This is a genomic window from Mycobacterium celatum, assembly GCF_002101595.1.
In the GTDB taxonomy this organism is placed as follows: Bacteria; Actinomycetota; Actinomycetes; order Mycobacteriales; family Mycobacteriaceae; genus Mycobacterium; species Mycobacterium celatum.
This window is the reverse complement of record NZ_LQOM01000021.1, coordinates 13,354-37,081: the sequence shown is the minus strand read 5'-3', so window position 1 is coordinate 37,081 and position 23,728 is coordinate 13,354. Positions and strand designations below refer to the sequence as shown.

General features: G+C 67.5%; 23 protein-coding genes. 12 read left to right on the top strand and 11 right to left on the bottom strand.

The window, feature by feature from the left end; translation table 11 throughout:
- Positions 1–5: 5 nt before the first annotated feature.
- Positions 6–2,618, bottom strand: coding sequence for an AAA family ATPase (locus AWB95_RS06785; protein ID WP_085167858.1), 2,613 nt, complete (start codon positions 2,616–2,618; stop codon positions 6–8).
- Positions 2,615–3,751, bottom strand: a complete 1,137-nt coding sequence (locus AWB95_RS06780; RefSeq protein ID WP_085167856.1) for a metallophosphoesterase family protein — start codon at positions 3,749–3,751, stop codon at positions 2,615–2,617. The genes AWB95_RS06785 and AWB95_RS06780 overlap by 4 nt, the downstream gene beginning before the upstream one ends.
- A 100-nt stretch (positions 3,752–3,851) precedes the next feature.
- On the opposite strand from AWB95_RS06780, the gene AWB95_RS06775 reads away from it, so the two are divergent.
- Positions 3,852–4,349 carry a SixA phosphatase family protein gene (locus tag AWB95_RS06775; RefSeq protein WP_373280766.1) on the top strand — a complete coding sequence of 166 codons (498 nt, stop codon included), beginning with the start codon at positions 3,852–3,854 and terminating at the stop codon, positions 4,347–4,349.
- 64 nt (positions 4,350–4,413) lie between these two features.
- On the opposite strand, the gene AWB95_RS06770 is transcribed toward AWB95_RS06775, so the two are convergent.
- Together AWB95_RS06770 and AWB95_RS06765 are read right to left on the bottom strand one after the other, a co-directional pair.
- Positions 4,414–4,959, bottom strand: a complete 546-nt coding sequence (locus AWB95_RS06770) for a DUF3558 domain-containing protein (protein WP_062539544.1) — start codon at positions 4,957–4,959, stop codon at positions 4,414–4,416.
- Entirely contained in the window at positions 4,956–5,504 is a 549-nt protein-coding gene (locus AWB95_RS06765; protein WP_062539543.1) for a DUF3558 domain-containing protein, read from the bottom strand. Before AWB95_RS06765 ends, AWB95_RS06770 begins: the two co-directional genes overlap by 4 nt.
- Before the next feature lie 102 nt (positions 5,505–5,606).
- Between AWB95_RS06765 and AWB95_RS06760 the strand changes: the two genes are divergently transcribed.
- From AWB95_RS06760 to AWB95_RS23930, 3 genes are all read left to right on the top strand, one after another.
- Positions 5,607–7,352 (top strand): ABC transporter ATP-binding protein, encoded by a 1,746-nt coding sequence (locus tag AWB95_RS06760; protein ID WP_062539542.1) that lies wholly within the window; start codon positions 5,607–5,609, stop codon positions 7,350–7,352.
- Between the two features lie 8 nt (positions 7,353–7,360).
- Entirely contained in the window at positions 7,361–9,259 is a 1,899-nt protein-coding gene (locus AWB95_RS06755) for an ABC transporter ATP-binding protein (RefSeq protein ID WP_062539546.1), read from the top strand.
- 220 nt (positions 9,260–9,479) lie between these two features.
- On the top strand, positions 9,480–10,631 hold the full coding sequence (locus AWB95_RS23930) for a S1 family peptidase (protein ID WP_169714642.1): 1,152 nt from the start codon (positions 9,480–9,482) through the stop codon (positions 10,629–10,631).
- 7 nt (positions 10,632–10,638) lie between these two features.
- Here the strand turns inward: AWB95_RS23930 and AWB95_RS06745 are convergent, their stop codons facing one another.
- The gene (locus AWB95_RS06745; RefSeq protein WP_062539540.1) at positions 10,639–11,187 is read right to left on the bottom strand and encodes a hypothetical protein; all 549 of its coding nucleotides are present in this window, start codon (positions 11,185–11,187) and stop codon (positions 10,639–10,641) included.
- A 282-nt stretch (positions 11,188–11,469) separates the two neighbouring features.
- The gene (locus tag AWB95_RS06740) at positions 11,470–12,585 is read right to left on the bottom strand and encodes an adenylate/guanylate cyclase domain-containing protein (protein ID WP_062539539.1); all 1,116 of its coding nucleotides are present in this window, start codon (positions 12,583–12,585) and stop codon (positions 11,470–11,472) included.
- A gap of 39 nt (positions 12,586–12,624) precedes the next feature.
- Between AWB95_RS06740 and AWB95_RS06735 the strand changes: the two genes are divergently transcribed.
- Positions 12,625–13,119 (top strand): DNA-deoxyinosine glycosylase, encoded by a 495-nt coding sequence (locus AWB95_RS06735; protein ID WP_062539538.1) that lies wholly within the window; start codon positions 12,625–12,627, stop codon positions 13,117–13,119.
- Here AWB95_RS06735 and AWB95_RS06730 read toward each other — a convergent pair.
- Positions 13,114–14,505 (bottom strand): amidase, encoded by a 1,392-nt coding sequence (locus AWB95_RS06730; RefSeq protein WP_085167854.1) that lies wholly within the window; start codon positions 14,503–14,505, stop codon positions 13,114–13,116. The two genes, AWB95_RS06735 and AWB95_RS06730, sit on opposite strands and share 6 nt — an antisense overlap.
- Before the next feature lie 19 nt (positions 14,506–14,524).
- Here AWB95_RS06730 and AWB95_RS06725 point away from each other — a divergent pair, with 19 nt between their 5' ends.
- From AWB95_RS06725 to AWB95_RS06715, 3 genes are read left to right on the top strand one after another with little or no spacing between them, the layout of a single operon-like run.
- Positions 14,525–15,676, top strand: a complete 1,152-nt coding sequence (locus tag AWB95_RS06725; RefSeq protein ID WP_062541693.1) for a MalY/PatB family protein — start codon at positions 14,525–14,527, stop codon at positions 15,674–15,676.
- 13 nt (positions 15,677–15,689) lie between these two features.
- Positions 15,690–16,124, top strand: coding sequence for an HIT family protein (locus AWB95_RS06720; protein ID WP_062541694.1), 435 nt, complete (start codon positions 15,690–15,692; stop codon positions 16,122–16,124).
- A 4-nt stretch (positions 16,125–16,128) separates the two neighbouring features.
- Entirely contained in the window at positions 16,129–16,578 is a 450-nt protein-coding gene (locus tag AWB95_RS06715; protein WP_062541695.1) for a nitroreductase family deazaflavin-dependent oxidoreductase, read from the top strand.
- On the opposite strand, the gene AWB95_RS06710 is transcribed toward AWB95_RS06715, so the two are convergent.
- The 4 genes from AWB95_RS06710 to AWB95_RS06695 are packed head-to-tail and all read right to left on the bottom strand — an operon-like array spanning position 16,575 to position 19,129.
- On the bottom strand, positions 16,575–17,612 hold the full coding sequence (locus tag AWB95_RS06710) for an LLM class flavin-dependent oxidoreductase (RefSeq protein WP_062541696.1): 1,038 nt from the start codon (positions 17,610–17,612) through the stop codon (positions 16,575–16,577). The two genes, AWB95_RS06715 and AWB95_RS06710, sit on opposite strands and share 4 nt — an antisense overlap.
- Positions 17,613–17,632: 20 nt before the next feature.
- Positions 17,633–18,442 carry a uracil-DNA glycosylase gene (locus AWB95_RS06705; RefSeq protein WP_085167862.1) on the bottom strand — a complete coding sequence of 270 codons (810 nt, stop codon included), beginning with the start codon at positions 18,440–18,442 and terminating at the stop codon, positions 17,633–17,635.
- 52 nt (positions 18,443–18,494) lie between these two features.
- Entirely contained in the window at positions 18,495–18,899 is a 405-nt protein-coding gene (locus tag AWB95_RS06700; protein WP_062540475.1) for a type II toxin-antitoxin system VapC family toxin, read from the bottom strand.
- A complete protein-coding gene (locus AWB95_RS06695; protein ID WP_062540476.1) occupies positions 18,884–19,129 on the bottom strand; it encodes an antitoxin VapB family protein in 246 nt (81 codons plus the stop codon). Before AWB95_RS06695 ends, AWB95_RS06700 begins: the two co-directional genes overlap by 16 nt.
- Positions 19,130–19,238: 109 nt before the next feature.
- Between AWB95_RS06695 and AWB95_RS06690 the strand changes: the two genes are divergently transcribed.
- The 4 genes from AWB95_RS06690 to AWB95_RS06675 all read left to right on the top strand — a co-directional run bounded on the left by AWB95_RS06690 (position 19,239) and on the right by AWB95_RS06675 (position 23,724).
- On the top strand, positions 19,239–20,558 hold the full coding sequence (locus AWB95_RS06690; RefSeq protein WP_062540490.1) for an FAD-binding oxidoreductase: 1,320 nt from the start codon (positions 19,239–19,241) through the stop codon (positions 20,556–20,558).
- Positions 20,559–20,660: 102 nt separating this feature from the next.
- Positions 20,661–21,524 carry a sterol desaturase family protein gene (locus AWB95_RS06685; RefSeq protein WP_062540477.1) on the top strand — a complete coding sequence of 288 codons (864 nt, stop codon included), beginning with the start codon at positions 20,661–20,663 and terminating at the stop codon, positions 21,522–21,524.
- A complete protein-coding gene (locus tag AWB95_RS06680; protein ID WP_232315699.1) occupies positions 21,521–22,141 on the top strand; it encodes a TetR/AcrR family transcriptional regulator in 621 nt (206 codons plus the stop codon). Before AWB95_RS06685 ends, AWB95_RS06680 begins: the two co-directional genes overlap by 4 nt.
- Positions 22,141–23,724, top strand: coding sequence for an FAD-binding oxidoreductase (locus tag AWB95_RS06675; RefSeq protein ID WP_062540478.1), 1,584 nt, complete (start codon positions 22,141–22,143; stop codon positions 23,722–23,724). Before AWB95_RS06680 ends, AWB95_RS06675 begins: the two co-directional genes overlap by 1 nt.
- Positions 23,725–23,728 lie beyond the last annotated feature (4 nt).

Sequence of the window (23,728 nt, the reverse complement as noted above, 5' to 3'; positions counted from 1 at the left end):
GAGTGTTAGGCGCTCAATTCGATGCGGTGCGCGCCCTTGACGCCGTCGTAGCGGGCGGGGGTACACGTCAGCACGATCACCTGGCCGTTTTCGCCCAGTGTGTCGAATACGTCGCCCATCCGGGCCAGCCGCTCGGGATCGGTGAACCCGAGAGCGTCGTCGATCAGCACCGGGACGCTATCCTCCTTGGCGACCAGCGCCGCCCCGGCCAGCCGCGCCAGGATGCCGAGTTGCTCCTTGGCTCCGCCGGACAACGACTCGTACGGCACCGTGCAGCCGTCGAGAGTGCGGCTGCGGATACACAAGTCGCTGTCGACGTCGACCTCGAAGCTCGGCCCGAACACGGGACGCCCGAGCCGCTGCAGTTCGGCGCGGAACGGCTCGACGTAGCGCAGCCGGGTGGTGTCGCGGTGACGCGCCATCACCGACCGCAGCAGCTGCACAGCTCGGGCCCGTCGCTGCACTCGCAGGTATTCGCTGTGGGCGTGTTCGCGTTTGGTCTGGGCAGTGTCGAGCTTGCCGTGACGGCCTTCGGTGCCGAATACGGCGAGTTCGACGGCGATCTCGTGTAGCACCCGCGCCGCCTCGTCGTGGCGGGCGCGCAGCGCATCGGCCGCATCGGCGGCCTCGGCCAACTCGGCCGCGACGGCATCGGGTGCGGCCGCGGCCAGTTGTTCGGACAGCTCGGCGACCCGCCGCTCGGCGGTTTGCGCGGCGCGCTGATCGGCGTCGGCTGTGGCCGCCAGTTGGTCGTCCGCAATCGATGCGCGCTGCTGGGCTAGCCGATCGGCAGCGGCGGCCAGCTCGGCACGCTGGCTCGCCACCTTGTCGCGTAAAAGTTTTGCTTGCGTGGCTATTTCGGTGAATTTGTGCGCCGCCGCGGCCGCGACGCGGCGATGGGTTTCGCAGTCTTTGGCGGCTTGGCTGCGGGCGGTTTCGGCGGCGTCGAGTTCGGCGCCGGCCGCGGCGCTGTCCGTAACGATGTTTGGGACTTGGTCGGCGCGCAGCCGGGCAAGGTGCGAGCGCAGCTCTTCGACATCGTCGTCGCCGCACAGGGCGGTCAGGGTGGCGGTCAGACGGTCGCGACTCTGCTGGAGTTCGCGGCGCCGACGGTCGGTGTATCGTGCCGCGGCCATGTCGGCCACCTGCCCGGCGGCCAGCGCTGCGGCCAATTCCTCTTGCGCCGCCGCATATTTGGCTTGCACTTCGACGGCGGTGACGCCTGCGCTGAACCGCGCCGTCAAGACCCCGGGAACCTCGACCTCGGTGGCGGCGCCGGCGGTCATCGACCAGCTCTGCCCCGCCGATAGCGGCATCCGCTGGTTGTCGACGGCCAGTTCGATGTCGCTGAGGGCGGTGAATTCCACCGTCGTCGAGATCATCGCAAGCTGTCCTTCGGCGAGGTCGACGGCGGCAGCCGCCTGCTCGATCCGCTGGAATGTCCCGTCGGTCAACGCGATTGCGGCCAGTTCGACGCCGATCGGGTCGAGTTCGGCCCGGGCGGCGTCGATTTTCGCTAGTCGGGCGGCCAAGCGGTCGGCTTCGTCGCGGCGGGACAGCTCGGCGACGACGCGACGGGCAGATTCGGCACGCTGCTGCGCGGCCGCCAGGGCCTTTTCCGCCTCCTCGACGACGGCCTCGGCGGCCACGACGACCTCGTGTGCCGTCGACTCCGCCTCGGCGACGTCGCGGGCCTCGGCTTCCGACGCGGCGACCGCCGCGGTGCGGGTGTCGATTTCCGTGCGCAGCCTAAGCCGTTCGGTGTACGCCGCCGTTGACGCGGCGCTGGTCGCGGTGGCGGCCGCGGCGATCAGCTTGGCTTCCCGCAACTGTTCGGTGAGTTCGGCGATTTTGTCGGCGGCGCTTTGAGCGGCGCTGTGCCGGTCACGCGCGGCCTTCTGCTGCTGCGACAACTCGGCCAGTTCCGCGGTCAGCGCGGCGTGCCGTTGTACCCGTTGGTCAACTTCGGCGACCGCGGCCGCGCACCGCTCCACTTCGGCCTCGGCGTCGCCCAGCGCAGCGATCGCGGCGGCCCACTCCCCTGTCGGGCGACCGGTCGGGGTGAAGTAGCGGGCGTACTCGACGTCGATCCGCTCGATGAGCAGCGGCTCGGTACCCGACAACGCGGCGGCGTCACCGGCCGCGACGTCGAGCGCGCGCGACAACGCGTCGCAGCCGGACAGGTCGACCGCCGCCGTCGAATCCGCCTGCAGGACGCGTTGAGCACGCCAGAGCTCGGTGTCCACCGTCTCGGCGAGCATGGCCCGCACCCGCTCGTGCGCCTCGTCGCCGGTGAGCTGTTCGCGGTGCGGTGCCAACACCGTCAACTGCGTCTCGGGTTTCTTGTGGAAGCGCTTATGGTAGACGAAACGGTAAGGGCCGGTGCTGATTTCGGCGGTGACTTCCGAGCCGACGTCGGCGTGGGTCGGCTTGACCTGCTTGACGTCCTTTTTGGTCGAGCGGTCCTTGGATTCCAGCAGCAGATCCAGAGCCTCGATCATCGAGGACTTGCCGACCTCGTTGGCCCCGCACACGACCACCACCCCGTGGTCGGGGAAGTCGAGCTCGCGATGGTCGATGCCGCGGTAGTTGCGCAGAACCAGCCGGTGCAGCCTCATGCCGCACCCCGATCGGCGAGCCGCAGCAGCAACGCCAGCGCCGCCTGGGCATCGTCGTCCCCGTCACGCGCGGTCGCGACCAGCTCGTCGACGGCGGCGGCGGCGAAGCCCCCGATCCCGAGATCGTCGAACTCGCCGTCACCCGGGACCACGGCGAGGTCGGTGTGCCGATCCCAGGTGCCCAGCCAGGCGAACAGCCGCGAGTAGCGATCCAGGCAGGCGTCCAGCGCGGCGCGGTCGGTGACCGACAGCGACCCGACCAACGCCAGGCGCACCACCGTGCGGTCCTTGTCGGTGATCTGGTCGAGGTTCAGGTCCAAGTCGGCGACGTCGCGGTTGTTGTCGACCTGACGGCGCAGGGTGAGGAACCGCCAGCGGCCGACGCGCCGGGCATCGACGGTGACCGCGCGGCGCGGATCGGTCGCGTCGACGTCGACGACGAGCACATGACCGGGGTCGGTTTCGATGTCGTCGAAATTGGTGACCTCCGGGGATCCGGAATACCAGATGCGATCCCCCACTTCGGTGACCGAATGCTTGTCCCCCAGCGCGACGTAGTGGATGGCGCCGCGGGCCAGCGCGTCCTGCACCACGGCCAGCCGGATCAGCGCCGGGTTTGTGGGGTCGGGGTCGAGCGCGTCGACGCCGCCGTGCGCGACCAGCACGCGGGCGACTCCGTCATCGGCCGAAAGGCCGTCGAGCACCTCGGCGACCAGGTCGGCGGTGGGCGACTTGGACCGCCATGGCGCGGCGACGATCTGCAGGCCGGGCCGCACCTCGTGCACGCCGGCGCGTTCCAGCACAACGACGTTGTCCGGGCATTCGGCTTTGAACAGCGCGCTGGTGTACACCGACGACGCGTCCAACGGGTCATGGTTGCCGGGCAGCAGATAGACCGGAATTCCGATGGCGCGCATGGCTTCCAGCGACTGGCTGATTACCTGCGGCGCGAGCTGGTTGTGTTCGAAGACGTCGCCGGCGACCACCACGAACTCGGCGCCGACCTCGCCGGCCAGAGCCCCGAGCCCGGCCACCACGTCGCGCCGGGCCGCCGAATACCGGGGTTGGGCTTCGCCGGCCAAAAAGTGGCGGGTCATGCCGAGTTGCCAGTCGGCGGTGTGGATGAACCGCATCTCGATCCCGTCCTTTCTCTAGCCAGGCATCGCGAGTGTATGGCCGGCCACCGACAAGTCCGGGGACGTCGTTCGGCAGGTCTGCCCTACCGTGGGTCGGGTGAAAGGAACTCTGGTCTTGCTGAGGCACGCGAAGTCGGCCTACCCGGACGGGGTGGCCGACCATGAGCGGCCGCTGGCGCCGCGCGGCGAACGAGAGGCCGCCCTGGCCGGTGAGTGGCTGCGCGCCAGCCTGCCGCCCATCGACTTGGTGTTGTGCTCGACGGCGACTCGCGCGCGGCAAACTTTGGCGCGCAGTGGTATCGACGCGCCGGTGCGCTATGTCGAGCGCCTCTACGGCGCGACGCCGGGAATGGTGATCGACGAAATCAACAGTGTGCCCGACGAGGTGACCACCTTGCTCGTCGTCGGGCACGAGCCGACGACGTCTGAGGTGGCCGTCGGGCTGGCCGGTGCTAAAGGCACCAATGCCGATGCGGTCGAAGCGATTTCAGAGAAGTTCCCGACGTCGGCCATCGCGGTGCTCAAGGTAGCCGGCCGATGGACAGACCTGGAATTGGGCGGTGCGGCGCTCGTCGACTTTCACGTGCCGCGCTAGCCGAACGTCGAGTTGTTGTGAAGAATCGCGCCAATTGGCCCGACAACTCGACGTTGGACGCAGATCACGAGTTCGTCGACAGGGTCAGCTCCATGAGCTTGATCGCCTGCGCACACGCGTCGATCCCCGGTGCCTGCGGGTTAACCCACCAGCCGACCACGCCGGCGGCGTCGCTGGCCACACCGCACGAGCCGTTGGGGTCGTTGGGCCGCATCACGATCGACTGCACACCGGAGATGGACCGGCTTTCGATCTGATACTTCAGGCCCTCGGCGACCTTGCGCTCGTTGTCGAGGCTGCCCTGCTCGAACCAGAACCGGGTGATGTCGATCAGTCCGGCCGGGTTGGCGGCCTGCCAGCGGCAGATTGCGCCGACGAAGGTGCTCTGGATGTCGAGTGGGTCGGCGCCGACCGTCTTGGCGAGCAGGTCGGTGGTCAGCACCTCACATTCCTTGAGCAGGTTGGGGTACTGCTGCTCGGAGTTGTTGTTGCGCTGCACGTCGCCCGAGCCCGCCTTCACCGCGGTGCCGCCGACCGACCTGGTGCAGCCGGTCACCACGGCCAGCGCGGTGAGCAGCGCGGCCGCAACAATCAGAATCCGCCTGGTCATTTCGAGTTCGCAATCGACTGGCGCGTCAGCTCTTTGGCGATGTTGCACGGATCGGGGAACGGCTTTTGGTTGAAGCTGACCGACCATTCGATGAAGTCGTCGTTGAATTGAATTCCGACCTCGCACAGGGAGTCACCCAACGTGGGCTCGTTGCCGATGGCGATGAAGCCGCCGTGGCCGTTGATGTTGATGTCTTCGACGCTCGAGCGCGACAGCTCCTCGGTTTTGCGTTCTCGGCCGATCGGGCTGCCGCGATACCACGAGAAGGAGAAGTGCGGGCCGAGGATGCCGCCACCGGCCAGCCACTGACAACCCACCGAGTTCTGGGCGGTGTTGATCAGCCCGGTGATCTGGGTGAGCTGAGCGACGGTCTCGTCGGTGACGCCGCCGCACTGCGGGAAGAACGGGCCGTGATGTCCTTCTCCGGACGCCGGGGCCGACGACTCCGTCGACTTGGCCTGGTTGGAGTCGGAACCGGAGCATGCGGCTACCGTCGGGATCAAGGTCGCTGCCGCCAGGGCCAGCGCCGCCACACTGCGCCGCACCGCTACACGCACCTGCTTCTCGTCACAGCATGCACTGTAGCGGCAGCATCTGTGGCCAACCCAGACACCACGCTGACCAGGTCTTTCTAATACAGTTACCAGATGCTCCTGGCACTGCTGCGCCAGTACGTCCGGCCGTATCGCTGGCTGGTCGCGGCGGTGATGACGCTGCAGTTGGTCAGCACGCTGGCGTCGCTGTACCTGCCGACGGTCAACGCCGCGATCATCGACGACGGCGTCACCAAGGGCGACACCTCAACCATCGTCCGGCTCGGCGGGGTGATGCTCACCGTCACCGGGCTGCAGGTGCTGTGCGCGGTCGGCGCCGTCTACTTCGGGTCCCGGACGGGGATGGGGTTCGGCCGGGATCTGCGCTCGGCGATGTTCCACCACGTCATCACCTTCTCCGAACACGAGACCGCCAGGTTCGGCGCGCCGTCGCTGCTGACGCGCACCACCAACGACATCCGGCAGATCCAGTTTCTGGTGCAGATGACCTGCACGGTGCTGGTGACCGCCCCGATCATGAGCGTGGGCGGAATCTTCATGGCCATCCGCCAGGACGCCGGGCTGTCGTGGCTGTTGCTGGTCAGCGTCCCGGTGTTGGCAGTGGCCAACTATTGGATCGTCTCGCACACGCTGCCGCTGTTCCGCAGCATGCAGCGGCTGATCGACAACATCAACCGGGTGATGCGCGAGCAACTGTCCGGTGTCCGGGTGGTCCGGGCATTCGCCCGCGAACCGTTCGAACGACGGCGATTCGGCGAAGCGAACCTGGCGCTGTCCGACACCGCGCTGGCTGCGGGCAATTGGCAGGCGCTGATGTTGCCGGTCACCACCCTGACGGTCAACTGCTCCAGCGTCGCACTTATCTGGTTCGGCGGGCTGCGCATCGACGCCGGCCAGATGCAGGTGGGCTCGCTGATCGCCTTCCTTGCGTACTTCACCCAGATCCTGATGTCGGTGTTGATGGCGACGACGATGATGATGGTGTGGCCGCGGGCCTCGGTGTGCGCGGACCGGATCACCGAGGTGCTGTCCACCCGTCCCGCAATCAGCAGTCCGGACATGCCGCTGCCGCCCGCGGCCGAGACCCGGGGCACGGTAAGGCTCGAGAACGCGACGTTTTGCTACCCCGGCGCGGATCGCCCTGTGCTGCAGGACGTCTCGCTGACCGCGCGGCCGGGTACCACCACCGCCATCGTGGGCAGCACCGGTTCGGGAAAGTCGACACTGATCTCGCTGATCTGCCGGCTTTACGACGTGACCGCCGGCGCCGTCCTGGTCGACGGCGTCGATGTGCGCGACCACGACATCGAGCGGCTGTGGGCGGGCATCGGGCTGGTACCGCAGCGCGGCTACCTGTTCTCCGGCACCGTCGCCGACAACTTGCGCTACGGCAAAGCGGACGCCACCGATGACCAGATGTGGGAAGCGCTTCGGGTGGCGGCCGCCGACGGGTTCGTGCGGGCACACGACGACGGCCTGGCGATGCGGGTGGCGCAGGGCGGTATCAACTTCTCCGGCGGGCAGCGCCAGCGGCTGGCGATCGCCAGGGCGGTGATCCGCCGCCCGGCCATCTACTTGTTCGACGACGCGTTCTCGGCTCTCGACGTGCACACCGACGCCCAAGTCCGCGCGTCGCTGCGCGAGGTCGCCGCGGAGGCGACGGTCATCATTGTCGCGCAACGCATTTCGACGGTTGCCCAGGCCGATCAGGTGATCGTAGTGGACGACGGGCAGGTAGTCGGTGCGGGTACGCACGAATCACTGCTGGGCGACTGCGCCGCCTACCGGGAGTTCGCCGAATCGCAGTCGGTGGGCAGCGGAGTGGGAGGCCAGCGGTGACCGCGGCGATGGACCGGCCGATCCGCGGCGTGGTGCAGGCACCGACGGAACGGTCCCGCGACTTCACCGGCTCGGCCGTGCGGCTGGTGAAACGCCTGGCGCCGCAACGCGGGCTGGTCGCCGCGGTGATTGCGCTCAGTGTCGTCGGCACCGGAATCGGCGTGGTGGTCCCGCGCATCCTCGGCCACGCCACCGACCTGTTGTTCAACGGCGTGATCGGCCGCCAGCTGCCGGCCGGGATGACCAAGGCGCAAGCCGTCGCCGCCGCCCGGGCACGTGGCAACAACACCTTCGCCGATTTGCTGTCCGGGATAAACGTCGTTCCGGGCCAGGGAGTCAACTTCGCCGCGGTGGCCCGGACGCTGGCTGTGGCGTTGGCCCTGTATCTGATTGCCGCAGCGATGGTTTGGGTACAGGCGCGGCTGCTCAACCTGACGGTCCAGCGAACCCTGCGGGCACTGCGCTCCGATGTCGAAGACAAACTGCACCGGCTGCCGCTGGCCTACTTCGACGGCCGACAGCGCGGCGAAGTACTCAGCCGGGTCACCAACGACATCGACAACGTCGCGACGTCGCTGTCGATGACGATCAGCCAACTGCTGACCGCGATCCTGACCGTGACGACCGTGCTGGTGATGATGCTGACCATCTCGCCGCTGCTGACTGCGCTCACCGTGCTGACCGTGCCTTTGTCGTTGCTGGCGATCCGGGCGATCACTCGGCGTTCGCAGCGGCTGTTCGTCGCGCAGTGGGCCAACACCGGACGGCTCAACGCCCACATCGAGGAAACCTACAGCGGTTTCACGCTGGTCAAGACCTTCGGCCATCGAGCGCGGGCCGAAGAGCAGTTCCGCCAGCTCAACGGCGATGTGTACCAAGCGAGTTTCGGCGCACAGTTCTTCTCGGGGCTAGTGTCACCTGCGACGACGTTCATCGGGAATCTCAGCTATGTCGCGGTGGCGGTGGTCGGCGGACTGCAGGTGGCGACCGGACAGATCACCGTCGGCAATATCCAGGCGTTCATCCAGTACGTCCGCCAATTCAATTGGCCGCTGGGCCAAGTGGCCGCCATGTACAACACGCTGCAGTCCGGAGTGGCCAGCGCCGAACGGGTCTTCGAGCTGCTCGATGAGCCTGAAGAATCACCCGATCGCTCAGCGGCGTTGCCGTCGCTCAACGGTCAAAGCCCAACCGGCCGTGTCGAATTCGAGCATGTCAGCTTCGCCTACCGTCCGGGCACGGCGGTGATCGACGACCTGTCGCTGGTGGCCGAACCCGGCAGCACCGTCGCGATCGTCGGGCCGACCGGGGTGGGCAAAACCACCCTGGTGAACCTGCTGATGCGCTTCTACGATGTGGATTCTGGCCGGATCCTGATCGACGGCGTCGACATCGCGTCGGTGAGCAGGCATTCGTTGCGGTCGCGCATCGGCATGGTGCTGCAGGACACCTGGCTGTTCGGCGGGACGATCGCGGAGAACATCGCCTACGGACGGCCCGACGCCACCGAGGACGAGGTGATCGAAGCCGCCAGGGCGGCCTACGTCGACCGGTTCGTGCACACGCTGCCGCACGGTTACCACACCCGGGTCAGCGACGACGGCGGCAACATCAGCGCCGGCGAAAAGCAGCTGATCACCATCGCCCGGGCATTCCTGTCCCGGCCGCAACTGCTGATCCTCGACGAGGCGACCAGCTCGGTGGACACCCGCACCGAACTGCTCGTCCAGCACGCAATGCGCGAGCTTCGTCGTGGCCGGACGAGCTTCCTTGTCGCCCACCGGCTTTCGACGATCCGAGACGCCGACGTCATTCTGGTGATGCAAGCGGGCAAGATCGTCGAGCACGGCAACCACACCGAGCTGATGGCGCGCCGCGGGGCGTACTACGCGATGACGCAGGCCTGAGGAGTCTGGGCAATCTGCCACCCGGAGAGCAGAATTCTGCAAACTCACCGATTGCGGGTGGATTAAGGTAAACGGCATGGTGGCGACGTTTATCAGCCGCGGGTTGCGCCTGTTCACGGCCTCTTTGTTGGCTGCCGCTGTCGGGCTGGTCGGAGCCCCCACTGCGTCATCGGACAACAAAGAAGCCCTGAGCAGCTTAGAGAAATCCATCGTTTTTCTCGTGACGCAATGGGTCGGCGCGGTCCAGGTGCCACCCAGTGCCGATGCAGACGGTGAGGGCTTTTGGACCAAACCGCTGAAGTATTCGGTGACCTGCACCGGCTGGTACGTCAGCACATCGGCGCAGATCGTTACGGCCGGCCATTGCGTGGATCCCGGGCAGGGCCGGCTGGTCATCCTCGATGGTTTTCTGCACGATCAGAAGGCGACCAAGTTCAAAGACCAGGCGTACGCCAACTGGCGTGTCGAAGGCGCAATGGGCGGTTCGCCCGTCGAGCGCACCGTGCGTGCTATCCAGCCGAACGGGGTCGACGGTGCCACGATCACCAGTCCCACCACCGTCGAGGTCGTCGACTTCAAGGCGCCCGACGCCGGCGATGTCGCGTTGCTGCACGTCCCCAATATGACCAAGTCCACCCCCGGGCTCGTCATCGCGCAGAACGCACCGCAAGTCGGTGATCCGGTGACGTCGATCGGGTTCCCCGGTGATATCCAAGACATCGCCGACCAAAGCCAGATCGCGCGGGCGTCGTTCAAATCCGGCACCATCTCCAGCAATCAAGTGACGCCGTCGGGGGTGGTGCAAATTGAGGTCAGCACCGAACTCGCGCCCGGCATGTCGGGCGGGCCGACCGTCAACAAGGACGGCCAGGTAGTTGGCGTGAACAGCCGGGGCCTGACCACGGCAGCCGGCTTCAACTTCATCACCAACACACCCGACCTTCGATCATTTGCGTTGTCGCACAACGTAACTCTTGTCAAGCCCCCGGCTCCGCCCGACACCGGGCTGGGCAACCTGTGGTATATCGTCGGCGGGGTGGCGCTGGTTGGCGTCGGAGCACTGCTGTTGCTCATGCTGCTGGTGCGACGACGCCGGCGCAGACCGCAATTTGCGGGCGTAGGCGGCCCCCCAATGCCCGGCTACCCGATTCCGCCGCCGTCGCCGGTGCAGGGCTGGGCCGCGCCTATCCCCCCTCCGCCGCCGCCACGCGGCCCCGCCGGTCCGGTTCCGCCCCAACCGATTCCGAGGCCGAGCAACCCAGTGCCCGGCAGCGACTCGGTGACCACCGAGATCAAAGTCTGTGCGGCGTGCGGCGCGCCGCGCCGGCAGCTGGACCGCTTCTGCACGCGCTGCGGTAAGCCCGTGTCTTGACCGCGGTTTACAGGTCGGGGCCCTGCGCCCGCAGGTCGTCGACGGCCGACATGGCGTCGCGCAGCTTGGCCAGCCACTCTTCGGTGTGCTCGCCTACCAGCTTGACCGTCCAGGCCAACGCATCGGATCGGGATCGGGCCACTCCCGCGTCGACCAGGGTGTCGAGCACCTGCCGCTCGGGCTGCTTGAGGCGCGTCATGACCGGTACCGCGATGTGGGTGAACAAGATTCGCTCGCCGCCGACCTCCACGCCCCAGGAAACCTTGCGGCCGTAGCGTTCCTGCGCCTCGTCGGCGATGTTCATCCGCTCCGGGCGGGTTTCTTCCCGGAACCGGGAGACGCGGCCTGACGTGCGTGCCTCGCTCTCGTCCTTCTCGGAACTGTCGGGCAGTTTGCCGATCACCGTGATCTCCTCACGGTCGACGATGACGGTGGGATCGCCGTCGAACCAGGTGTCGGGCAGGCGTCCGGCGAACCACTCGGCGGCGTCGCTGGCGTCGGGTTGCTGGGCCTGCTGCCAGCCGCCGGGCCGCCGGTGCGTGTGATGGTGTCTCATGCTTACATCATTACATCATTACACCCGGGCCGAAAGAGTGTTTCACCGCGAGCGAAACACCGCTCGGCGAGGAGTGCTCGTGGCCGGTGGCAATGCCTTGCCGGATACCCTGCCGGATGCGCGAAAACCATTGATATGACGCGTCGAACGTTGTAGCTTTGACAGCGAAGCAGGCCCGAGAGTGGCTGATCCAAAGAGCCGGTGTAAGGGGTAAGAGAGCCGGCCGCGCAGGATGTATGAGACGCAGCCCCAGTGCCCTCCGGGCCTGCCCTCATGTCTGGGCTACGAGCCGTCAGTGCTGTCACCGCGTCGCGCGCGGAAGAGTTTCACCTCACCCTTGATGCCCTTGAGGTGGCGCGCACCGGCGAACGACCAGCCGAATCCCGCGGAATCGCCTAGGGTCTCCCGCGTCGATTCGGCCGCGAGCACAGTGCCGGGCCGGGCCACGCCGGTCACCCGGCTGGCCATGTTCACCGGGCTGCCGAACCAATCGCCGGCCCGGCTCACCGCGAGCCCGGTGGCGATGCCGGCCCGCAGCCGCAACAGCTCGTTGTCGGTGTCGGTCACCTCGACCAGCTTCAGTACGGCGTCCAGCAGCGGCCCCGGTTCGGCGCAGACGAGCATGACTGCGTCGCCGATGGTCTTGACGAAGCGCACCGGCGGGACCGCCACGTCCCGGGCAAGATCGGCCAGGCGGTTGGCGAGTTGCACCAGATCCTCGGGCGGCACAGCCTCCCCCAGCCGGGTGAAACCGACAAGGTCGGCGAAGGCCACGGTGACCTCCCGGGCACCCGGAAGCGCCCTGCCCGCAGCACGTTCGCTGGCATTGACGGCTTCGGTCTCCATCTGGTGGCGCAGGTGCATGAACAGCATGTCCTCGATCCACGGACCGAGCAGCGGCGCGATTCGGCTGACCAGCGATTCGGAGCGCTTCGCGACTTCCAATTCGGTCACCCCCGGCTGCAGAATGGCGGCCAGTGCCGTGTAGCGCATGACCTGCGCGGCATGCGAAAGCCCCTCGGCCAGCACTCGAACGACGAGCACGAGGTGCTCGGGATCCAGGCCGACCTCGAGGAAGCGTTGCGCGTGGGCGGCGGCCGCACCGTCGGCCTGCATGTGCACGGCCGCGTCCGGATCGTCCACCCGGGCCAGCCCGATGGCACGTTGCACGCGCTGCAGCAGGTCGAGGTCTATGCCGTAGCGCTCGCTGATCTCCCGCGCCGACACGTAGACGCCGTCGTCACCGAGAATTCGGCGCGACGCCAGCAACATGGGCGGATCCCCGGTCCGGATCTCCTCGGCGGTGAAACTCCGGTCGAGCAGCCACTCGATCAGCTCGGCCCGCTCGTCGCGTGCAGAGCCCTCCAGACCGGCGAGCAGATCTTCGGGCACGTCCACGCCGTCAACGTATAACGCGGCGAGGCATCATGTGGGTCGATGACCACACCGCTTCTGCAGGGATTCCCGCCGGTGGTCGACGACGCTGCCCGGTTGCTGATCCTCGGATCGTTTCCCAGCGTCCAGTCGCTGGCGGCGCGCCAGTACTACGCCAATCCGCGAAATGCGTTCTGGCCGATGATGGCTGGGCTGTTCGGCTTTGACGAAGGCTTGGCCTACGAAAGTCGGCTGGCCGCACTGCAATCCCACGGGATCGCGCTGTGGGATGTGGTGAACAAGTGCCGCCGAGCCGGCAGCGCCGACGCGCGGATAGCCCAGAAGGGATTGGTAGTCAACGACTTTAATTGGCTGTTCGACCGTTACCGCGGAATCACCACGGTGTGCTTCAACGGGCAGAGGGCGGCCACGCTGTTTCGCCGGCTGGCCCCTGTCGACCGGCCGATGACCTGCCATCTCCTGCCGTCAAGCAGTCCGGCTCGTGCGATGCGAGCCGGCGACAAACTCGCCGCCTGGCGAGTGATTGTGCAGTCATGACACCGGCGGACGCCTATGCGCCCACGGCCGAACCGCTTCGATCTGGGCGGACAACGCCAGCAGCGTGGCCTCGTCGTAGGGCTGGCCGACGAGCTGCACCGACATCGGCAAGCCGTCGGCGTCGAGTCCCCACGGCACCACGGCGGCCGGCTGGCCGGTCAAATTCCAGATCTCGAAGAACGGCACCCGAGCCGACACCAGCAGCAAGCTCGAGATCGCACCGCGCCGCTGGTAGGCGCCGACGCGGGGTGGCCCGGTGGCATTGGCGGGCGTGACGAGCACGTCGACGTCGTCGAAGATCGTCTGGATTCTGGCTGCCAGCGCAGCCTCTTCCGCACGCACCGCGGCCATCCGCCGGTCGGAGAACAACGCGCCGATGCGGGCCATGTTGCGGGTGCGGGCCTCTAACCGCTCCGGGTGGGGCAACAAGCGAAAGTCGTTGTAGATGCCGCGGAAATAGCGGGGCAGGTAGTTGCGGTAGATGGCCGCCGGCGGGTATTCCGGATCGCGGGCGACGACGTGGTGGTCCAGGTCCGAGAGCAACCGGCCCGCCTGCTCGACCGCCGCCCGCTGCTGCTTTCCGCCCCGGATCACCAAGGGCGGTGGCGCCTTGGCGCTCAACGCAATTCGCAGCCGACCGGGCGGCCGCGACACCGCCGCGACGAATCCGCCGTCAGGGGCCGGCAATGTCGTCGTCGCGTCCAGGAACAGCGCCGCATCGCGCACCGAGCGCGCGATCGGGCCGTTGACGCTCAGGCCGCACCAGGCGTCGTCGTGCGGTGAGACCGAGACCCGATCGCGGTGCGGTTTGAGGCCGTAGACCCCACACCAGGTCGACGGGATGCGGATGGAGCCGCCGCCGTCGGAACCCAGCGCCATCGGGGCCAGCCCGGCGGCCACCGCGGCGCCGCTGCCGCCGCTGCTGCCGCCCGGCGTGCGGGAAACGTCCCAGGGGTTACGGGTGGCGCCGAAGCTGACCGACTCGGTGAACGGCAGCATCATCAACTCCGGCACCGCGGTCTTGCCGAGGATCACCGCGCCGGCCTCGCGCAGCGCGCGCACCACGGCTGCGTCCTCCGCGCCCGCCGGCCCGTGCGCGCTGGTGCCGAAAGTTGTTGTCTGCCCGGCGATGTCGACGTCATCCTTTATCGCGATGGGCACGCCCAGCAGGGGCAGGCGTTCACCGGCGTCGATGCGGCGCTGCGCGTCCTGCGCCTCCCGGCGCGCGGTGTCGGCCAGCACGACGCGATAGGAGCGCAGCTGCGGGTCGAGTTGCGCGATGCGGTCCAGATACACCTCGAGCAGCTCGGGTGCGGTGGTCGCGCCGTCCGCCAACATCCACGCCTGCTCGGCCGCGCCGGCGAACGCCAATTCACGGGGGTCCATGTGCAGGCAGACTACTGACATGTTCGATCTGTTGACCGAAGATCAGCTCCGCGCGCGCAACACGATCAAGTGGAACCTGTTTGCGCCCGACGTGTTGCCGTTGTGGATCGCGGAAATGGACTTCCCGACCGCGCCGGCGGTGCGCGACGCGGTGCGCGCGTGTGTTGCCAACGAGGAGTTCGGCTACCCGCCGGTCGGCGAGGACACCCTGCCGCGGGCCACCGCCGACTGGTGCCGGCGCCGCTACGGCTGGCACGTCGAACCCGAGTGGGTTCGCGTCGTTCCGGACGTGCTCAAGGGCATGCAGACTGTCGTCAACTTCCTCACCCGCCCGGAAAGCCCCGTGGTGCTGCCCGTCCCCGCCTACATGCCGTTTTTTGACGTGCTGCGGGTCACTGGCCGCCAACGCGTGGAAATCCCGTCGCCGCAACAGGATTCGGGACGGTATGTGCTCGATTTGGATGCGCTCGACGCCGCGTTTGCTGGCGGGGCCGGATCGTTGATTCTGTGCAATCCGAACAATCCGCTGGGCACCGCGTTCAATGCCGACGAGCTACGGGAGATCGTCGATATCGCGGCCCGGCACAACGCCCGGGTGATCGCCGACGAGATCCATGCGCCGCTGGTTTACGACCGGCCGCACGTTGCCGCCGCGTCGGTGTCCGACACGGCCGCCGACACGGTGGTCACGCTGCTCTCGGCGTCCAAGGGCTGGAATCTGCCGGGGCTGATGTGCGCTCAGGTGGTGTTGTCCAATCCGCGCGACATCGACGAGTGGGACCGGATCAACATGCTGCACAAGATGGGCGCGGCCACGGTCGGTATTCGGGCCAACATCGCGGCGTACGAGGGTGACACCGACTGGCTCGACGAGTTGCTGGCGTATCTGCGGGCCAACCGGGACCATCTCGCCCGGGCCCTGCCGGAAGCGGTTCCGGGGTTGAAGATCAACACCCCGGAGGCCACCTATATGTCGTGGGTGGACTTCCGGGCGCTGGACCTGCCGGCCGAGCCGGCCGACTACCTGCTCGCCAAGGCCAAGGTGGCGCTGTCCCCCGGCATTCCGTTCGGCGCGAGCGTCGGCTCCGGTTTTGCGCGGCTGAACTTCGCGACCACCCGGCGGATCCTGGACCGCGCGATCGAGGCGATGGCCGCGGCGCTGTCGGCCTGACTACGGTGGCCCTATGTCTTGTGTGTTCTGCGCGATCGTCGCCGGCGAGGCCCCCGCCATCCGCATCTGCGAAGACGACAACTACCTGGCCATCCTCGACATCCGCCCGTTCACCCGAGGCCACACCCTGGTGCTGCCCAAGCGCCACACCGTCGATCTCACCGACACCCCGCCGGAGACACTGGCCGACATGGTGACGATCGGGCAGCGCATCGCCAAAGCCGCCCGCACCACCGAGCTGGCCGACGCCACGCATATCGCGATCAACGACGGGCGCGACGCCTTCCAGACTGTGTTCCATATCCACCTGCATGTGCTGCCGCGGCGCAATGGCGACAAGCTGTCGGTCGCCAAGGGAATGCTGCTGCGCCGCGACCCCGACCGCGAGGCGACCGGCAAGATCCTGCGCGACGCGCTGGCGCGGATCGATGCCCGGCAGTCAGACTGAGCTGATGAGTAACCTCACGCCGATCGAGCAGGTGGGCATCCGGCTGCTGCGGATCCACGACATGATCTACCAGAAGACCAACGGCTGGGTCGGTCATCGGATACCGGGGGCGCCGCCGAGCTTGCTGTTGCACACGACAGGCGCGAAAACCGGCCGGCCGCGCACCACCTCACTCACGTACGCTCGCGACGGCGATTCGTATCTGATCGTCGCCTCCAACGGCGGCGCCGACACCTATCCCGGCTGGTACCACAACCTGCGCAAGCGCTCTGACGTCGAAATCAACGTGGGCCCAAAACGTTTCGCTGTCACCGCACGACGGGTCATGCCCGGCGACCCCGATTATGACCGGCTGTGGGAAATCGTCAACAAGCCCAACGCCAACCGGTACAAGGCCTACCAACGGCGGACGTCGCGGCCGATCCCGGTGATCGTGCTGACGCCTTCTGCTTAGAACAGTTCTTTCGCCAGCAGTTCGAGCGTCTTCTCCCGGCCCGGCGAGGTAGCCGGGTCAGTGCCGCGGTGGGCCGACGCGACCGGGTGCACCATCACCTCGTCGACCTCGAATCTTTCGGCCAGCGCACGCAATTGCTCGGCGGCCTCCGCGGGTGTGCCGAGAACGGCACGCTTCAGGCCGCTTTCGACGATGTGCTGCTGTGGCGGCGTGAGCTCGACGTGTTGCGCGTCTTCGACAAGGTGCAGCGGCCCGAGCGGCTGGCCGGTGCGCAGCCGCGCCATCATCTGCAGGTTCGGCAGGATCAAAGCCGTTGCCTCGTTGCGTGTTTCGGCAACGACGGCGTTGACCGTCAGAAAGGTGGTCGGCTCGGCGGCCAACTCGCTGGGCACGAACTGCGAACGGTACAGTTCAAGCGCCTCCTCGGTGCCCTTGCCGGAGAAGTGATGCGCGAACACATACGGCAGTCCCTTGGCAGCCGCCAGCCGGGCCGAATACAGCGACGAGCCGAGCAGCCACAGCCGCGGCTCGGTGGCCGCGGCTGGGGTGGCTTTGAGGACGTAGTCCCCGTCGCGCAGTTGCACCCGCACACCGCTTCGGCTCATCATCGCCCGCACGTGGTCCAGGTACTCCGGGAACTGGTCGATGTCACGATCGTCGCGGCCGGCCGCGCCCCGCAGCATGTACGAGGTCACCGGGTCCGAGCCAAGGGCACGGCCGATGCCGAGGTCGATGCGGCCGGGCGCGGCGGCTTCCAGGAGCGCGAACTGCTCGGCCACGGCCAGCGGCGCGTGATTGGGCAGCATCACGCCACCGGAGCCCAGCCGCAGCTGTGTGGTCTGGGCGGCGAGGTAGGCGATCAGCACCGGCGGGCTGGTGGCGCCGACCGACGGCATGTTGTGGTGTTCGGCGGCCCAGTACCGGGTGTAGCCCAGCCGGTCGGCGGTCTGCGCCAGTGCCACCGTGGCCGCCAGCGCGTCGGCGGTGGTCTGGTCTGTGCGGACCGGGACGAGGTCGAGGACGGATAGCCGCATGTCGGCATCAACGCCTTCGGTCATTCGGATAGTCCTGCCAGTGCCGCGGCCCGGCCGAAGACATCGTCGAGCATCGCGGTGGTCAGTTTGCCGGTGAAGGTGTTCTGCTGGCTGGGGTGATAGCAGCCGAGCAGCGTGACCTCGCCGTGAGCGGCCTGCAGTGCGGCGGTGGCGCCGTGGCCGAACTTCGGCTGCGGCCGCGGCACCTGACCGCCGCCGGAGCGGACCATCTCCAGCGCCGACCGCCAGCCGAAGCCCCCCAACGCCACGATGACTCGCACCTCGCCGCCGGTGAGTCGCCACTCGGCGGCCAGCCACGGCGCGCAGGTCGCTCGCTCGACCGGTGTCGGCGCGTTGTCCGGCGGCGCGCAGCGCACGGCCGCGGCCACCCGGGTGCCGATGAGCCTCAGGCCGTCGGCGGCGTCCACGCTGATCGGCGAATTGGCCAGCCCGGCCCGGTACATCGCCGCATAGAGCACGTCGCCGGACCGGTCACCGGTGAAAACCCGGCCGGTCCGGTTGCCGCCCTGGGCGGCTGGCGCCAACCCGACGATGAGCACCCGGGGGCGCTCGGCGCCCCAACCGGGCACCGGCCTGCCCCAGTACGGCTGATCGACGAACGATCGCCGCTTGGTCAGTGCTGCCTGCTCGCGCCACTCGACCAGCCGCGGGCACGCCCGGCATACCGACACCTCCGCGTCGAGCTGCCCGGGCGTCTCGGCAGCCTCGGCCATCGCGACGACCTGCGCCGGCGTCGACGCGATCGGCGTATCCGGGGTGGCGGGATCACCCGGCCAACCTGTGCCAGGCGGCACCGGCGACTCGAACATCGCTCCGGTGCGCGGGTGGGCAAGGATCACCGGTCTACTCTGCACCAGGACGTCACCGGTACTGCACGATGCCCAGGCCGTCGATACGCCGAAAATCCGCGACGTTCGCGGTGACGATCGGAACGCCCAAACGCAGGCTGGTGCAACCGATCCAGAGGTCGTTGCTGCCTATCAGCTCGCCGCGACTGCGTAGCCCGCGAACGACTTTCGCGTAAACGAACGACGTTTGATCGTCGACCGGGACCAGGGTGTGTCCTTCGCGTACTGCCGTGACGACCGGGTTGTCGGCTTGGTCGAACCCTTCAGCGAACTCGCCCAATGCGATCGTCGACAAAAACAGCTCGGCATCCGGGGAGCGTTTCAGGAGCCGATGCGCCGGGCCGTCGGTATCACCCGCGGATCGCTCTCGTTGCAGGTCGATGAGGAACGTCGTGTCGATGCTCAGCCGGAGCGCCACTGGTCCTCGGGTGGCGTGTCCGTGTGCTGCGCTTGATCGAGGCGCTCGAGTACGTCGTCACCAACGGTCGGTAGCTCAGCGAGGGCACGGAGCAGCGCTGCGGCGGTGGGGACTTCGTTACGCCAGTGCGCACGTTTGATGACTTGGGAGAACGATTCGTTCGGCGAACGCCGGGCCTCCCGAAGGCGCTCGTACGCCTCGAGATCGATCGAGATCGTCTTGGTCGCCATGATGCATGTATACATGCATGGATCTGTGTATGCAATGGGGAGGGCGGCTACCTCGTAGGATCGCGTTGTGGATGCCTTGGCCCAGCTAACCGCCGAACTGCCGGAAGGCATGGTGGTCACCGACCCGGCGGTGACCGAGGGCTATCGGCAGGACCGCGCGTTCGACCCCTCAGCCGGAAAGCCGCTGGCCGTGGTGCGGCCACGCCGCACCGAGGACGTGCAGATCGTCATGCGGTGGGCCAGCGCGAATCGGGTGCCGGTGGTGACGCGCGGCGCCGGCACGGGCCTCTCCGGCGGGGCCACCGCCGTCGACGACGGGATCGTGCTGTCGACGGAGAAGATGCGCGACATCGTCGTCGACCCGGTCACCCGCACCGCGGTGTGTCAGCCCGGGTTGCTCAACGCCGAGGTGAAAAAGACCGTCGCCGAATACGGGCTCTGGTACCCGCCCGACCCGTCGTCGTACGAGATCTGCAGCATCGGCGGCAACATCGCCACCAACGCCGGCGGGCTGTGCTGCGTCAAGTACGGCGTCACCACCGACTACGTGCTCGGCGTGCAGGTGGTGTTGGCCGACGGGACCGCGGTGCGGCTGGGCGGACCGCGGCTCAAGGACGTTGCCGGGCTGTCGCTGACCAAGTTGTTCGTCGGCAGCGAAGGCACCCTCGGCGTGATCACCGAGGTGATACTGCGGCTGGTGCCGCCGCAACCCCGGTCCTGCACGGTGGTCGCCAATTTCGCGTCGGTGCAAGCCGCTGCCGAGGCGGTGCTGGAGGTCAGCTCCCGGATCCGTCCGGCGATGCTCGAGTTCATGGACACGGTCGCCATCAACGCCGTCGAGGACAAGCTGCGGATGGGCCTGGACCGCGGCGCGGCCGCGATGCTGCTGGCCTGCTCCGACGAACGGGGCCGCGCCGGCAGCGAGGACACCGAATTCATGGCCGAGGTGTTCACCAAATACGGTGCGACCGAAGTGTTTTCGACTGACGACCCGGAGGAGGGCGAGGCATTCGTCGCCGCGCGCCGGTTCGCGATCCCCGCGGTGGAAGCCAAAGGGCCTTTATTGCTGGAGGACGTTGGCGTTCCGGTGCCCGCGCTGGCCGACCTGGTCACGGGGATCAACCGGATCGCCGCCGAACACAAGCTGATGATCTCGGTGATCGCGCACGCAGGCGACGGCAACACCCACCCGCTGATCGTCTACGACCACGACGACCCGGCCATGACCGAACGTGCGCAGCTGGCCTACGGCGAGATCATGGACTTGGCCTTGCACCTCGGCGGCACGATCACCGGCGAACACGGCGTCGGCAGGCTGAAGCGACCCTGGCTGGCCGACCAGCTCGGTCCGGACGCGATGGCGCTCAACCGCCGCATCAAAGACGCGCTCGACCCGCTGGGCATCCTGAATCCCGGCGCGGGGGTATGACCTTCAACGACGGGTGCGTGACGCGATTCACAGCCCTGGCGGCTTGAGTTCCTGATTGACCGATCGGTAACTTACCAATTGGTCAACAGGAAGGTGTGCCTGATGGAAGCGTTCTGGCATCAAATCGAAAACCCCGTGCTCTACGCAATGCCGTTTTTCTTCGGCTTCATCGCTATCGAGGTAGTGCTGCTGCGGGTCGCCGGACATCACGAGACCCGGACCGGCTACTCGAAGATCGACACCCGCACGAGCCTGTCGATGGGCATGGGCGCCCTGGTGATTGCCGGCGTGTTCAAGTTCGCCGTGCTGGTGGTCTTGGGGGTGCTGTGGACCTGCGTCGCACCGTGGCACATCCCGACCGATACCTGGTGGAGCTGGGCGCTGCTGATGGTGGTGATCGATTTCGCGTGGTACTGGTATCACCGGTTCTCGCACCGGGTGCGCATCGGATGGGCAGCCCACCAGGCTCACCATTCGAGTGAGTACTTCAACCTCGGCACCGCACTGCGGCAGAAGTGGAACCCTTGGATAGAACCGCTCTTTTGGCTGCCGCTGCCGTTGTTGGGGTTTGCGCCGTGGGCAATCTATGTCGCATTCGCGTTCAATCTGATCTACCAGTTCTTCAGCCACACCGAGACCATCGGCCGGCTGCCGCGCCCGATCGAGTTCGTGTTCAACACCCCGTCGCATCATCGGGTGCATCACGCCAGTGACCGGGAATACCTGGACCGCAACTACGGCGGCATCCTCATCGTCTGGGACCGGATGTTCGGCACGTTCCAGCGCGAGTTGCACACCCCGACATACGGGTTGACCAAGCCAGTCGACACCTACAACGTGTTGAGGTTGCAGTACGGCGAGTACGGCAACATCATCACCGACATTCGGGCTGCCCGCCGCTGGCGGGACAGGCTCGGCTTCATCTTCGGCCCGCCCGGCTGGCAGCCCGCTATGGTCCTGCTGTGACAGATACGGCGGTGGCACGACCGGTCGGCACCAAGGGAGTGCCACGCGCGCAGCGCGAACAGCTGATCCTCGATGCCGCGACCGAAGAGTTCGGCCGTTACGGCTACGCTGGCGCCGCGCTGTCGACGATCGCGTCCAACGCGGGTGTGTCAAAGCCGTTGGTGCTCAACTATTTTGGGTCCAAAGAGGGACTCTACGACGCCTGTGTGCAGCGCGCGGGCGCTAACCTGATCGAGCGAATCGAGCAGGTCCTCGCCGATCCACAACACGCCGGGCAAATGGCGCAAGACACCCTCGCTGCGATCTTCGCTGCGCTGCAACCCCGCCCGCACGACTGGAACGTCATCAACGACCGCACTGTACCGGCCGGCAGCGCCGCCGACGAGGCCGCACGACGAGTCCGCAGCACGATTGCCGACCAGGCCAACCGCGGCGTCGCGATGCTCGCCGACCTCAAGGTGCTCGACGATGCCGACGACCTATCGATGCTCACCGACATCTGGACCAGCACCGTCACCGCCGCCGTCAACTGGTGGCTGCAACACCCCGACCAAAGTGCCGAGGAAATGACCCGCCGCACCCAGCGCATCGTGGCCGCGATCACGGGAACTCGGTGATGTCGACGGCTCGATCCTGGTGGGGATGGGGAGCCCCCGCAGACGAGCTGTCGCCGACCGAGTGCGCCGATCTGGTCACCCGGAGCGCGGCCCTGCTGCCCGGGCACGACTTCACCGACCATGCCCCACCGGACCCGACGACGCTCGACATCGCCACGGCGCGGGTCCACCCACCGGCGGCGCTGGCGGGTTTGTGCAGCGACGACCCCGTCGACCGGCTGTCGCACGCCAGGGGCAAGGCCTTCCGGGACGTGGTGCGCAACCTGCTCGGCCGGCTTGATTACGTGCCGGACCTCGTCGCGCGGCCTCGCACCGAGCAAGACGTCATCGACCTGCTGGACTGGTGCTCGGCCACCGCGATACCCGTGATCGCTTATGGCGGCGGCAGCTCGGTCGTCGGCGGTATCGAGCCCCGGTTCGACGGGCCCGCAATCTCACTCGACCTCGGCCATCTCGACCGGGTGCTCGAGGTTGACCCGATCAGTCGCACCGCGCGGATCCAGGCCGGCAGCTACGGGCCCGCCCTGGAGAACGCGCTTCGCCCGCACGGACTGACCCTGCGGCACTACCCGCAATCGTTTGCCTATTCCACCCTCGGCGGCTGGCTGGCCACCCGCGCCGGCGGGCACTTTGCCACCCTTTACACCCACATCGATGACCTCACCCAGTCGATGCGGATCGTCACCCCCTCGGGCGTCGTCGAGTCGCGACGACTGCCCGGCTCCGGCGCCGGGCCGTCGCCGGACCGGATGTTCCTTGGCTCTGAAGGGATTCTCGGCGTCATCACCGAAGCCTCCATGCGGCTGCAGCACCGGCCACGCTGGCAGGTCACCGCATCGGTCACCTTCGAGGACTACCAGCAGGCCGTCGCGGCGACCCGGGCGATCGCCCAAGCCGGGCTGTACCCGTCGAACTGCCGGTTACTCGACGCCGCCGAGGCAGTCATCAATGCCGGTGTCACCCCCAGCGGAGGTCTGTTGCTGGTCGCGTTCGAATCGGCCGACCATCCCGTCGACGCCTGGTTAGACCGGGCGCTGCAAATCGCCGCCGACCACCGTGGCGCCGTCGCTGCCAGGCGGAGCAAGGACGCCGAGCGACCCGACGACTCGGCGGCGACGTGGCGGTCGGCCTTCTTGCGGATGCCCTACCAACGTGACGCCCTGGCCCGTCGCTCGATGATCGTGGAAACCTTCGAAACCGCCTGCACCTGGGACCGTTTCGAATCGCTGCACCAAACGGTGACCGCCGCCGCCAATGCCGCCATCGCCGAGATATGCGGCGCCGGCGTCGTGACCTGCCGGTTCACCCACGTCTACCCCGACGGGCCGGCGCCCTACTACGGCATCTACGCCGCCGGCCGCTGGGGCAGCACCGTCAGCCAGTGGGACGACATCAAAGCCGCAGTCTCGCAAGCCATTATCGACAGCGGCGGCACCATCACCCATCACCACGCCGTCGGCCGCGACCACCGACCCTGGTACGACCGGCAACGCCCGGACCCATTCGCGAGCGCGCTGGCCGCAGCCAAGGCCACGTTGGATCCTGCCGGGATCCTCAACCCCGGGGTGCTGATCCCCGCTTGACAGA

Coding starts and splice junctions, on each gene's coding strand:
- AWB95_RS06695 (WP_062540476.1), bottom strand. CDS start 19,129: ATGGCGACCAAGACGATCTCGATCGATCTCGAGGCGTACGAGCGCCTT.
- AWB95_RS06755 (WP_062539546.1), top strand. CDS start 7,361: ATGGACCGGCCGATCCGCGGCGTGGTGCAGGCACCGACGGAACGGTCC.
- AWB95_RS06785 (WP_085167858.1), bottom strand. CDS start 2,618: ATGAGGCTGCACCGGCTGGTTCTGCGCAACTACCGCGGCATCGACCAT.
- AWB95_RS06745 (WP_062539540.1), bottom strand. CDS start 11,187: ATGAGACACCATCACACGCACCGGCGGCCCGGCGGCTGGCAGCAGGCC.
- AWB95_RS06710 (WP_062541696.1), bottom strand. CDS start 17,612: ATGCGGCTATCCGTCCTCGACCTCGTCCCGGTCCGCACAGACCAGACC.
- AWB95_RS06735 (WP_062539538.1), top strand. CDS start 12,625: ATGACCACACCGCTTCTGCAGGGATTCCCGCCGGTGGTCGACGACGCT.
- AWB95_RS06760 (WP_062539542.1), top strand. CDS start 5,607: ATGCTCCTGGCACTGCTGCGCCAGTACGTCCGGCCGTATCGCTGGCTG.
- AWB95_RS06675 (WP_062540478.1), top strand. CDS start 22,141: ATGTCGACGGCTCGATCCTGGTGGGGATGGGGAGCCCCCGCAGACGAG.
- AWB95_RS06715 (WP_062541695.1), top strand. CDS start 16,129: ATGAGTAACCTCACGCCGATCGAGCAGGTGGGCATCCGGCTGCTGCGG.
- AWB95_RS06705 (WP_085167862.1), bottom strand. CDS start 18,442: ATGTTCGAGTCGCCGGTGCCGCCTGGCACAGGTTGGCCGGGTGATCCC.
- AWB95_RS06720 (WP_062541694.1), top strand. CDS start 15,690: ATGTCTTGTGTGTTCTGCGCGATCGTCGCCGGCGAGGCCCCCGCCATC.
- AWB95_RS06690 (WP_062540490.1), top strand. CDS start 19,239: ATGGTGGTCACCGACCCGGCGGTGACCGAGGGCTATCGGCAGGACCGC.
- AWB95_RS06770 (WP_062539544.1), bottom strand. CDS start 4,959: ATGACCAGGCGGATTCTGATTGTTGCGGCCGCGCTGCTCACCGCGCTG.
- AWB95_RS06725 (WP_062541693.1), top strand. CDS start 14,525: ATGTTCGATCTGTTGACCGAAGATCAGCTCCGCGCGCGCAACACGATC.
- AWB95_RS06730 (WP_085167854.1), bottom strand. CDS start 14,505: ATGGACCCCCGTGAATTGGCGTTCGCCGGCGCGGCCGAGCAGGCGTGG.
- AWB95_RS06685 (WP_062540477.1), top strand. CDS start 20,661: ATGGAAGCGTTCTGGCATCAAATCGAAAACCCCGTGCTCTACGCAATG.
- AWB95_RS06780 (WP_085167856.1), bottom strand. CDS start 3,751: ATGCGGTTCATCCACACCGCCGACTGGCAACTCGGCATGACCCGCCAC.